General features: G+C 65.5%; 8 protein-coding genes and 5 pseudogenes. 8 read left to right on the forward strand and 5 right to left on the reverse strand.

Annotated elements, in window-relative coordinates; all coding sequences use genetic code 11:
- Positions 1 to 303: 303 nt before the first annotated feature.
- Entirely contained in the window at positions 304 to 834 is a 531-nt protein-coding gene (locus WDW90_RS18040) for an inorganic diphosphatase (protein WP_336488802.1), read from the reverse strand.
- Between the two features lie 103 nt (positions 835 to 937).
- A complete protein-coding gene (locus WDW90_RS18045) occupies positions 938 to 1867 on the reverse strand; it encodes a type 1 glutamine amidotransferase (RefSeq protein WP_336488803.1) in 930 nt (309 codons plus the stop codon).
- A gap of 94 nt (positions 1868 to 1961) precedes the next feature.
- On the opposite strand from WDW90_RS18045, the gene WDW90_RS18050 reads away from it, so the two are divergent.
- The 3 genes from WDW90_RS18050 (at position 1962) to WDW90_RS18060 (ending at position 4913) form a co-directional block, all read left to right on the forward strand.
- Positions 1962 to 2954: an NAD(P)/FAD-dependent oxidoreductase gene (locus tag WDW90_RS18050; protein WP_336488814.1), complete on the forward strand. Its 993-nt coding sequence runs from the start codon at positions 1962 to 1964 to the stop codon at positions 2952 to 2954.
- Positions 2955 to 3393: 439 nt separating this feature from the next.
- Positions 3394 to 3903 (forward strand): ferritin-like domain-containing protein, encoded by a 510-nt coding sequence (locus WDW90_RS18055; RefSeq protein WP_336488804.1) that lies wholly within the window; start codon positions 3394 to 3396, stop codon positions 3901 to 3903.
- Between the two features lie 2 nt (positions 3904 to 3905).
- Complete coding sequence (locus tag WDW90_RS18060; RefSeq protein WP_336488805.1) at positions 3906 to 4913, forward strand: SDR family oxidoreductase; 1008 nt, start codon at positions 3906 to 3908, stop codon at positions 4911 to 4913.
- Between the two features lie 564 nt (positions 4914 to 5477).
- Here WDW90_RS18060 and WDW90_RS18065 read toward each other — a convergent pair.
- Positions 5478 to 5702, reverse strand: a pseudogene (locus WDW90_RS18065) (extracellular catalytic domain type 1 short-chain-length polyhydroxyalkanoate depolymerase); the annotation flags it as partial.
- 130 nt (positions 5703 to 5832) lie between these two features.
- Between WDW90_RS18065 and WDW90_RS18070 the strand changes: the two are divergent.
- The 3 genes and pseudogenes from WDW90_RS18070 to WDW90_RS18080 all read left to right on the forward strand — a co-directional run bounded on the left by WDW90_RS18070 (position 5833) and on the right by WDW90_RS18080 (position 7539).
- Positions 5833 to 6123, forward strand: a complete 291-nt coding sequence (locus tag WDW90_RS18070; protein ID WP_336488806.1) for a GCG_CRPN prefix-to-repeats domain-containing protein — start codon at positions 5833 to 5835, stop codon at positions 6121 to 6123.
- A 211-nt stretch (positions 6124 to 6334) separates the two neighbouring features.
- A pseudogene (locus WDW90_RS18075) lies at positions 6335 to 7104 on the forward strand (IS5 family transposase).
- Positions 7105 to 7209: 105 nt separating this feature from the next.
- Positions 7210 to 7539 (forward strand): hypothetical protein, encoded by a 330-nt coding sequence (locus WDW90_RS18080; protein ID WP_488803309.1) that lies wholly within the window; start codon positions 7210 to 7212, stop codon positions 7537 to 7539.
- 162 nt (positions 7540 to 7701) lie between these two features.
- Here the strand turns inward: WDW90_RS18080 and WDW90_RS18085 are convergent, their stop codons facing one another.
- Complete coding sequence (locus WDW90_RS18085) at positions 7702 to 7962, reverse strand: NAD-binding protein (protein ID WP_336488808.1); 261 nt, start codon at positions 7960 to 7962, stop codon at positions 7702 to 7704.
- Between the two features lie 23 nt (positions 7963 to 7985).
- Here WDW90_RS18085 and WDW90_RS18090 point away from each other — a divergent pair.
- Together WDW90_RS18090 and WDW90_RS18095 are read left to right on the forward strand one after the other, a co-directional pair.
- Positions 7986 to 8207 (forward strand): annotated as a pseudogene (locus WDW90_RS18090) (hypothetical protein); the annotation flags it as partial.
- 203 nt (positions 8208 to 8410) lie between these two features.
- A pseudogene (locus tag WDW90_RS18095) lies at positions 8411 to 8593 on the forward strand (transposase); the annotation flags it as partial.
- A 546-nt stretch (positions 8594 to 9139) separates the two neighbouring features.
- Here the strand turns inward: WDW90_RS18095 and WDW90_RS18100 are convergent.
- A pseudogene (locus tag WDW90_RS18100) lies at positions 9140 to 9649 on the reverse strand (recombinase family protein); the annotation flags it as partial.
- Positions 9650 to 9708: the final 59 nt, after the last annotated feature.

Here is a 9708-nt window from a genome sequence, read left to right on the forward strand (position 1 = left end):
AGAATAGATGCATCCTTTGGCAAGTTACTGCCAAGCACATCTCAAAAAGATCTTGGTGCTTCAGGCTAAGCATTCGGCGCACCGACACCGATATTCGCCGAATAGAAGCGTCATTACTGAGATAGAAAGTTCACTGGCGCGTTGTTGATTTGCTCCCGCTCCTCATGTGCAGCCCGTGAGTTGCTCTGGGCAGCCACTCGATCCTGCCCTGCCCGCACAAGCCGAGGCTCTAGGTCGCGGGTGCGGGCTGAGAGCGGGATCTTTCTTGCCCCACACGAGCGAGCGGACTGGGATGCAGCAGGCTCAATCACCGCCCTGTCGAACGAGGGCCAGCGCGGCCTCGGCGTCGCCGCGCCGGACCACCCGGAAGTCCTTGCCGGCAAGTTGGTTGTACTGCGCGAAGAACGCTTCAACCTCGTCGAGCATGCCCGGGCGCAGGTCGGAGAGGGCATGGATGTGCGCGTGCGTGCGAGCCTTCACGGCCACGCCGATCAGCCGGTCGTTGCGCTCCCACGTGCCGTCGCGCTCCCGCTGCTCCGCCTCGATCACGCCAACTAAGCGCGCCTCCAGCACGCAGCCGGGAAAGGCGGGGGCATCGAGCAGGATGAGGATGTCGAGCGGATCGCCGTCGGCGCCCTTAGTGGAAGGGATGAAGCCGAAATCGTACGGAAAGCTCATGCCCTCCGGCAGGACCATCTTGAACTGGAAGGTGCCGAACGCCTCCGCATAGGCGTACTTGTTCGGGCTGCCCTTCGGTGTCTCGATGACAACATGGACGGCGCCCTCCTCACCGAATGTGGGCAGGCAGCTCAGGAGCGGGGTGGCTTTAGGCACGGGCTGGCTCCAGCACGGCGTTCAGGTATCGCGGCAGCTAGTTGAACTTGGAAGCAACCGCCGGGATCTGCCCCCTCAGACGCCGGCCACGGCTGAGAGGCGCTCAGCGGCGTGAGGCTCCATGTAACCGACCCAGAGCCTCGATGAAATTCCGCAACTCCTTCAGCCGCTTGGCCGCGTCGGTCACCTGCTCGTCGAGGCCGAGCCGCCACGCCAAGTCGCGCCGGCGGGGTTCACGATGGAGCGCGTCGACTTGGCCTACGTAGGCCTCTACCTCGCTTTGGCTTCGGGCCAGCCCTGCCTCAAGTAAGCCGTCCGCCTGCCGGCGCAAGGCTCCGGCGACCTCGTCGAGCGCGAGCTCCGGATGGTACTGAACGCCCCAGAACACGCCCGCATCGTAGCGGATCTCGGCCGCCTGCACCGCTGTGACCCGGTTGCCGGCCAGCAGCAGCGCCCCCTCCGGCAGCGACTCGACCTCATCGGTGTGCACCGCCGGCGCGTCGTAGGAGGCAGGCCGTCCCGCCAGGAGCGGGTGGCTGCGCCCGTGCCCGGTGAGCGTGATGCGGCGAGCGAAGCCAGCCTCGTAGCCGCGCACGTTGGGGCGCACAGTGCCCCCAGCGGCAACTGTGGCGACCTGAAGGCCAGCGCAGGAGCCGAAGGACGGGGTGCCGGAGGCGAACACCGCACGCATGAACGCGACGGTGCGCCGCGTCTCCGGCGTTTCCCTGTAGAGGTGGAGCGGGGAGCCAGTCAGGAACACACCGTCATACCCTACGAGCGACGCTCCGGCAGGAAGGCCCGCCCCGGCATCTGCCGGCTTGATTCGGTGGCATTCTGCACCGGGTGCCAGGCTCAACAGCGTGTCGAGGTAGGTCTCTCCCGAGGAGCGGCCGACGCTCTCCCGCCGGCTCGCTCGTGCATCAGGAGGCTCGCTCTCGGCCACGAGGAACCGCAATGGAGGGCTGGATGGCACGTTGGCTGTTCTCTCGCAGTGACGCAATCTGCCGTGGAGGGCGTGAACCGGCCGCCACATCCAGAAGTTCCGGACAGAGGCTCTGCGCCGCAGCTTGACGGAGGCCGCGGCTAGGCTGGCCCTTATGGGCGGGTTCGCTGGAACGAGTGGGATGATGACGGAGCCGTGGTCCAACGAGGTGGATGGGCCGCTCGACTGCCTAATCGTCGGCGGCGGCCCGGCTGGGTTGACGGCCGCGCTCTACCTGGCTCGCTTCGGGCGCCGCTTCCTCGTGGTAGATGCAGACGACTCCCGCGCGTCCTGGATACCGACCAGCCACAACGTTCCGGTCTTTGCCGATGGCGTCTCAGGGCAGGAGATCCTCGCCCGCCAACGCGAGCATATCGCGCGATATGGCGCCCAAGTCGTGAGCGGCACTGTCACAGCGTTGCGCAAGATCGAGGAAGGCTTCGCCGTAAGCTTCGAAGAGGGAACGGGAGATCGCATCTCACGTAAGGTGCGGGCGCGCCGGGTGCTGCTCGCGACAGGCGCGGACGACGTGGAGCCGAATCTGCCTGATCTGCCCGACGCGATCCAACGCGGGCTCGTTCGCTACTGCCCGATCTGCGATGGCTACGAGGCACGCGGCAAGCGCATTGCGGTGATCGGTCATGGCGACAGGGGACTGGGCGAGGCGGTGTTCGTAGCCCGCACCTACTCGCGCGACGTGACACTGCTGACGCTGGGCCAAGGCATGGACCTCGATGCGGGCGAGCGTGAGCGTGTCGAGAAGCACGGCATCAAAGTTGTCCACGAGCCGGTCGACAGCCTCGACATCGAGGACGGCAGGATCACCGTGCTGCGCACGGCTGGCGGCGGGGAACACCGCTTCGAGGTTCTCTACTCGGCCCTCGGGCTGAAGCTTCGTTCCGAACTGGCTCGCGGCTTGGGCGCCAAGCACGACGGGACGGGTGCCCTCATCGTCGACGAGCACAGCCGCACGACGGTGCCGGGCCTCTATGCCGCTGGCGGCGTAGTTCGCGGCCTCGATCAGGTGGTGGTCGCGATGGGCCATGCAGCCATGGCGGCCACGGACATCCATAACCGCTGCGAATTGCCCACCGAGGAAGAGGCAGGCGGCGGCTCGCAGTGGGGTTGGGCAACCTGAACGCTCCGACTCGCCTGCCAGAACCTCAAACAACAGCGACGAGGGAGACGCCGGTAGGCTTGAGGTCGCGGAAGGCGCCTCCGATGCCACCGTGCACCCGGATCAGCACCAGGCGAAACCGGGAACGCCTGTACCCGATGCGGGAGCTTGGCCATCGAGCGGCCGGGTTCGACATCGAGTTTCGGCTCTTGGCCGAGCGGCTCGTATGGGCGGAACCAGACGAGGCTACTAAGCACTTGGGCGTCTCTCGGCCTGACCCATCAATCTCAGAATAGGTTTCCTGATCCCTCCTCGCTACCAGCGAGGGGCGTGCGGGTTAGGTGCGGCCCTGCATCCACGATGACGCACCAGGCAACTTGCCACTTCGCGTCGAGTTGGACTGCGACGGCACTCGCCTGAGTAGGGCCGGTCTGATCGAACACTAAGAGGGAGGCGACTAATGGCGCTCGACACGCGGTCCATCTACATCACGGCTCTGAAGAACACGCACGCCCTCGAAATGCAGGCGCTGCAGATCATGGAGCGTCAGGTCGAACGCCTCCAACGCTACCCCGAGATGGAGACAGCCCTGCGCCGGCACATCGAGGAGACACACGGCCAGCGCGACCGGCTGGAAGAAGCGCTTACCTCTCTCGGCGACGGTCCCTCCGCGCTCAAGGAAGGCTTCCTCGGGTTCGTCGGGAACATGATGGCCCTGGGTCACACGCCGGCTCAGGACGAGATCCTGAAAAACACGTTCGCCAACCATGCCTTCGAGAACTTCGAGATCGCGGCCTACACCTCGCTCCTGACCATCGCTGAGGCCGCCGGCCAGGGCGGGCATCTCGCCGGCTTCCGGCAGTCGCTTCAGGAAGAGCAGAGCATGGCGGCCAAGGTTGCGGAACTCATCCAGCCGACCACCGTACGCTACCTCGAACTCAGCGCTAGCGGCGAGAAGGCCGACCGCTGAGCATGAGACACGCTCACAAGCCGCTGCGCGAGCAGGTCATCGTGATCACCGGCGCGTCGAGCGGCATCGGCTTGGCGACCGCTCGCATGGCCGCGAAGCGCGGCGCCCGGGTGGTGCTCGCCGCCCGCAGCGAGGACGTGCTAGCCCGGATCGCGAAGGAGTTTGGGCCATGCGCCGCCTACGTGCGGGCCGACGTCGGCCAGCGGGAGGATGTCCAAGCCATCGCCGACACGGCCATCGCGACGTTCGGCGGCTTCGACACCTGGGTGAACGTCGCCGGCCTGACCGTCTACGGGCCCTTGCGCGAGATCGCCTACGAGGACCACCAACGGCAGATCCAGACCAACCTGTGGGGCACGGTGAACGGCTCGCTCGTGGCTGTCGAACACCTGCGTCAGCGCGGCGGCGCGCTGATCAACGTTGGCAGCGTCGCCTCCGACCTCGCGTTCCCCTTCCAGGGACTCTACGCCACCTCCAAGCACGCGGTGAAGGGCTTCACCGACACGCTGCGCATGGAGCTGATCGCAGAGGGTGCGCCAGTCTCCGTTACGCTGGTGAAGCCTACCTCCATCGACACGCCGCTGCCGCAGCGTGCCCGCAACTACATGGACCGCGAGCCAACGCTGCCGCCGCCGATCTACCCGCCGGACGAGGTGGCCAACGCCATCCTGCATGCCGCCGTGCACCCGCAGCGCGACATCTTCGTGGGAGGGGCTGGCAAGCTGTTCGTGATGGGCAAGGAGTTCGCGCCTGGCGCCTACGACGAACTCGCGCCCGCCATCATCGCCCTCCAGAAGAGGTCGGAGTCGCCCAGGAACCCCAAGGGCGCCCTGCACGCGCCGCGGGAAGCCGGTCAGGAGCGAGGTGACCCGCCGGTCTACGTGATGCGCACCAGCGCCTACACGCGTGCGACGTTGCACCCTTTGGCGACGGCGAGCGTTGCTGCCGGCCTGGCGGCGACGGCGGCCGTGCTGCTCTCTCGAAGACCACGCGACAATAGCCGAGCCTGAGATTGCAGCAGACCGGCCCCAGGAGGCAAGGCCATGATGTTCAGAGTCTCCGAAGGTGGCCGCCCAGACATGCCTGCGCAGCGCTGACGGCGAACGCACCGTCCCCATCGAAGAGGAGGCATGATTGCAGGGTCTCGGGACATTGTTCGGTATCGGCTTCGTTGCCGGCCTAGGCAGCATGACGGCATGCGCCGCCTTGAGCTGGGCCGCTTCGCGGCGACGGACGCGCGCTAGCTGAATCCCCGACGGTCCCGGAGTGCGCGGCCCTTCGCGTAAGCCCCTTCACATGTTTGGGATACCGTCGAATTTCTTACAAGGAGCTTCAATGCGCTTGACGCAGATCGAAAGTCGGTTGCGTCGCAAGTGCGCTTTCAGCGTTGCTGATTAACGGCAGAGATACACCATCAGTGGACCTTCGAACGGCCGCGCTTGAAAGGACCCCAGGATGGGCCGGTCTCGCAAAGAGGCCTGCCCATCCTTCTGTTTTTGAAGAGGTGTAGAAGTCTTTGCCGGCCATCCCAGCATCCTTGGCTGGAGCCGCGGACCTCAAGCCTCCTCGGGAGCTCAGTGTCGGGTCGTGCCGCTCGCGCTTGCGCGAGCCATGAAGAACTGCACCATCTCACGACTGGCATCGGGACCGCGCGGGTCCGTGTAGCTGCCGTTTGAACTCCCACCGGACCAGGCGTGTCCGGCCCCATGCAGAACCCACTGCTCCAACATCTCTCGACCAAAACCGCCGGACTGGATGGTGCGGGTGTAGGTCGTGCCGCCAGGGGTGGAACCGCGACTGGTACCGGAAGCTGCCGCGGCGGAACCGTACTGCATTCGCGGCGCAAAGAACAGAAACATTGAATCCCGTTCATGTTGCAACGGAATGAGTAGGAAGCTGTTGCAAGCATGTCGAACGGAGGAATAGCCAATGCGACTGAAGCTTGCAGGAGCCGCTTTCCTTGCCCTCGGCGCCATGCTGGCCACCGGCGGCGCCGCCGAGGCCCGCGACGGCTGCGGGCCCGGGTTCCACCTCGGGTTCTATGGGTATTGCCGCCCCAACGCGTTCTACCGGCCGATCGTCTACCGCCCGGCCTTCTACGGCTATCGGCGGGTCGGTTGGTACGGCCCGCGCTGGCACCGCTGGGGGTACCGCTACGTCGGATGGCACCGTCCCTACGGTTGGGGTTACCGCCCAATCGGCTGGGGCTGGCGCTGGTGAGTGTGGGGAGTAGGGCATCAAGACGTCCTACCGTCCTGCTCTCGCGAGGTGATCTCCGATCTATGGAAAGATAGGGGATGGCCCATAGCTATCCCTCACAGCATGATGGTCAACCGTACCACCACACTGCGGGATCAAACACCTACGGCCTGTGATCGCTTGAATAGTCTGATGGTGTGGGCGTTTCGCCTCTTCTGGACGAGGAGGAGCGATGCTGTCGGACGCGCAATGGACCGAGTTGGAGCCACTCGTTGAGGCATGTCGGCCGAAGGGCAAGACGCCGCCCCAGGATCTGCGCCGCACCGTCTCGGCCATTCTCTGGCGCCATCAGAACGGCGCCAAGTGGCGCGCCGTGCCAGCTGAACTCGGACCCTGGTGGCGTGCCGCCCAAGTCTTCATCCGGTGAGCACGTGCCGGTGTCTGGGAGCGGCTCCTGAGCCTTGTTCAGGAGCGCGGCGTGCAGCTCGGCATGGTGTTCCTCGACGGCACCAGCGTGCGCGCTCACCAGAAGGCGGCCGGGGCTGCGCGAAGGGGGGATCTCAAGCTGAGCGAGACCATCGTGAGGCGCTTGGCCGCTCTCGTGGCGGCTATGGGACCAAGGCTTGCGTGATCGCCGACGGCGCGGGTCGCGCCATCGCGTTCCGGATCGCGCCTGGGCAAGCGCATGAGCTGCCTCAGGCCATCCCGCTCATCGATCAGCTGCCGGGCGTGCCGAGGTGGGTGGTGGCCGACCGAGGTTATGCCAGTCACGCCTTTCGCGAGCATATCTGGAACCTGGGCTCCCGCCCCGCAATCCCGTCAAAGCGCAACGAAGCTCCCGTCGCCTGTCCGGACTGGATCTACAACAACCGCAACTTCGTCGAGCGGCTCTGGGCGCGCTTGAAAGAATGGCGTGCCATCGCAACCCGCTACGAGAAGACCTCCTCAAGCTTCATGGGCGTTCTCTCGCTCGCAGCCGCTCTGGACTGGCTCAAGAGCTAACAGGCCGTAGTCTCCGCCCGGCTGCGCCTGCTTCAGGTCACGCCAACGCGGATTGAACAGGAACTGGCCAAGATCGCGTTCGCATCTATCGGCGACATCATCACGGTGCAGGAGGACGGCACCGCGTTCCTCGATTTCAGCCGGGCCGATTGCGAGATGCTCGCCGCCGTGAAAAGGTTCTCCTGCGAGGTCGTGCATCAACCTGACGGCGATCGTGACGCGCCGCGGCAGGTCTTGAAGATGCGGGTCGAGCTGGCTGACAAGCTGAGCGCCCTCGACAAACTAGCGCGCATTCACCGGATGATCGCCGGCAGTGGCGACGCGGCGGCAATCGCAGTGGACATCGCGGAAGTGATCCGAACCGCACGGTCTCGGGCAGGGCTCTGCACGCCGATGCCAAGAAAGACCCTCTCTCGTGATCGGAGCGCCGCGTGACTGCCGGGCAGAGTGCCTCTGCTTTCCATGTAAGCCGGACATAATCAAGTGAGGTCCGCTCGCGGGCATGGCAGTTCCGAGATACCGCCTTGCTCTTCGTGATCTCGAGCACAGCCGACACGACCTGCTCGTTCAGAACTCGGCGGAAGGCCCGAGCCCTGCTCATTCCAAATCGAACGATGCCTTTGCAGCAATATCGAGCGCGCCAGCTCCCCCTGGGACCGCGACCTCATAGCTGGCGAGGGCTGTCCTGGTGACAGGGACGGCGAGGCCGAGGCGCTCTGCCGTTCCTTGCATTACCGCGAGGTCCTTCCGCGCACCGTCAATCGCAAACGAGACCTCCTCGTTTTCTCCCAGAATGACCGCGACCTTCGACGGAAGCGCTGGCAGAGCGGCCGGACTGTCCGCTAGGAGATCGAGCATAGTGCGCAGCTCGAGCCCGCACCGCCGCCCGTGTAGCCGCCTGGAAGTTCTGGATTGCGCCGCATGAACAGGTGCGAGTCCTCAAGGCCCGCCAGCGGCATCGCTGCGCAACGTCCGGCAAGCGGCTGCTCCGTACGGCCGAGGTCGATCATGCGCTGCTGCTCTACCGTGTCTGGCGTGAGCATCGCAGCGTGCCCTGGTCATGCCTGCTCGCTTTCTGGGGCGCGCCGAACCTGCAGGTCGTCACAGCAATCCCATCAGGAGGAAGAGGAATCGAGAGCGCATGGACGTTTCTCCCTATGAAAGAAGTTCTAACTTCGGCAGAGGACAGGGTTCGGACACGCGGCCCCGCTCTCAATCTGCGGCGGCTCGGTGGTCCTAGCGTCCGGACCCATAACGGTGGCGCGTCCTGCCGCGGTGTGATTCAGGGCTCCTGTAGGAGGAGCCCATGGATCAGTTCTGGCTGACGGACGAGCAGTTTGCGAAGATCGCGCCGCATCTGCCCACCGACACGCGCGGCAAAGCACGCGTGGATGATCGACGTATCATCAGCGGCATCGTCCACGTGCTGAAAAGCGGTGGCCGCTGGACCGACGCACCGCGCGAGGTCTACGGACCGAAGAAGACCCTCTAGATAGTCTGTTCGCAATCGCCAAAACGGCTGACGTTCTCCGTCAGGACTGGTCGGAACGACGTAGCGGATTTCGACATGGCTGTTGGTGACGACCACGCGGTCGACCAACAGCTCCAGGATGGCGCGCCTGTGGCCGAAGTCCGCGTTCGCTAGGCCATCCTGGAGACGACGGCAAAAGGCTTCGGCATGAATGGCAAGCTGGGCGGTCTGATCCTGCTGCTTGGCATCCTGTCGGAGGGCCTGTTCCTGAGCGTCGAGGGCCAGCAAGCGGCGCTCCACCTCGCGCCGCCGACGTTGGTATTCCTCCAGGGGCAGGACTGCGGCCAGGTAAGCCTCCGTGAGCCGCTCCAGCTGCTGGCTCAGTGTCGCCCGGCCACGTCGGAGATTGGCTTGGCGGGCCTGCATCTCCTGAGGGAGCCAGAGGCCACCGCGAGCCCGCTCCATGGCATGGGTGATCATCTCAGGGGTCGTGACTACCTCGCACAGATCCTGCCAGACTAAGTCCTCGAGTGGGCGCGCCGGAATGTAGCGCGCCGCGCAGCGCTCCCCAGGCACCATCAGGCGCATCTGGGTCTTGGTCCGGCAGAGATAGTAGTCGTAGCCGGGCGGCATGTGGCGCCCCGTGCAGCCCCGGCGGCAACAGCCGCAGCTGACCAGCCCTCGCAGAAGGTACTGGTGCACTCGGTTGTTCCGCCGCGCCGTGCGCTGATTATAGGCGAGTCGATCCCGGGCGCGATCGAACTGTTCCGCGGTGATGATGGCCGGAATGGCCGCGACCGCGATCCACTCAGTCGGATCGGCCACACGTTTGCCGCCATCACCGCGACCCTGCGGGAGCAGGGCCGAGCGCCGCCGCTCCGCAGGCCGGGCTCGCAGTCGGTTGGCGTAGACCTGTCCCAGATAGGTCGGGTTGCTCAGCAGGCCTCGGAGAGCCGAGGCGCTCCAGGTCTGCCGCCCTCGAGGCGAGGCGATTCCGAGCCGGTCCAAGTGCTGCATCAGGCCGATGATCGTGGTGCCCTCATCGGTGAAGCGGGCGAACAGATCCCGCACCACCGCCGCCTCCGCCTCGTCCAGACGAACACCGGCCGGATCCCGCGGACGGTCAGGGTCAA

The organism is Methylobacterium nigriterrae, from assembly GCF_037106235.1.
Classification (GTDB): Bacteria; Pseudomonadota; Alphaproteobacteria; order Rhizobiales; family Beijerinckiaceae; genus Methylobacterium; species Methylobacterium nigriterrae.